Source organism: Acinetobacter sp. RF14B (assembly GCF_006864105.1).
Lineage (GTDB): Bacteria > Pseudomonadota > Gammaproteobacteria > Pseudomonadales > Moraxellaceae > Acinetobacter > Acinetobacter lwoffii_C.
On record NZ_SMTB01000207.1, the window covers coordinates 1 to 763 of the forward strand.

Annotated in this window: 1 protein-coding gene; it reads left to right on the forward strand. The window is 36.0% G+C overall.

Features of this window, described 5'->3' with window-relative positions; translation table 11 throughout:
* A partial coding sequence (locus E2K52_RS14530; RefSeq protein ID WP_151205695.1) for an IS982 family transposase occupies positions 1-749 on the forward strand: 749 nt, incomplete at its 5' end.
* Positions 750-763: the final 14 nt, after the last annotated feature.

Consider the following 763-nt stretch of genomic DNA (forward strand, 5'->3'; position numbering starts at 1 on the left):
GTATCTCTGAAATCATCTTTATCGCCATTTGGTATAAGTGTTCTCACTTCAATAATTTCAAAGCATTTTTTTCATGGCTGAAACAGGATAAAAGTCATTTATTTAAAAACTTACCTTGTTATCAACGTATGATTCACCTGATTAATATGCATCAATTAGCACTACATGCTTTACATGTAGCTGTAATGAAAGCTCAACATAGCCAATATTTATGGATTGATTCAACGACTCTACCTGTCTGTAAAAATCAGCGTATTCAGCGTCATAAATCATTAGCCAAAATCGCATCTCGAGGTAAAAGTTCAATGGGGTGGTTTTATGGCTGTAAATTACATATCGTGATGAATCAATTCGGTGAGATCGTTAGCTCAGGCTTATCCAATGGGCATGTTGCTGACATTAAAATGGTTGAACAATTAGCTGAAGGTTTACAGGCGCAACTCTATGCTGACCGTGGCTACATCAGTCAACAATTAAAAAGCAGATTAAAAGAACAAGGTATTGATTTAATTACCTATCACCGAAAGAACATGAAGTCTATTAAATTATCTGCATCAGATGAATATCACTTAAAGCAGCGCAATAAAATAGAAACGTTATTCAGCTTATTGAAAGGACAATACAATTTAGTGACGAGTAGAGCACGTAGTGTTTGTGGATTTCTAGGAGGGATTTATGCTTCATTGTGCGCATATCAATTGAGCCACCGAAATAAGCCAACCATTCGAGTAATCGAATGGTTGGCTTAAACAGGATTCGGGTT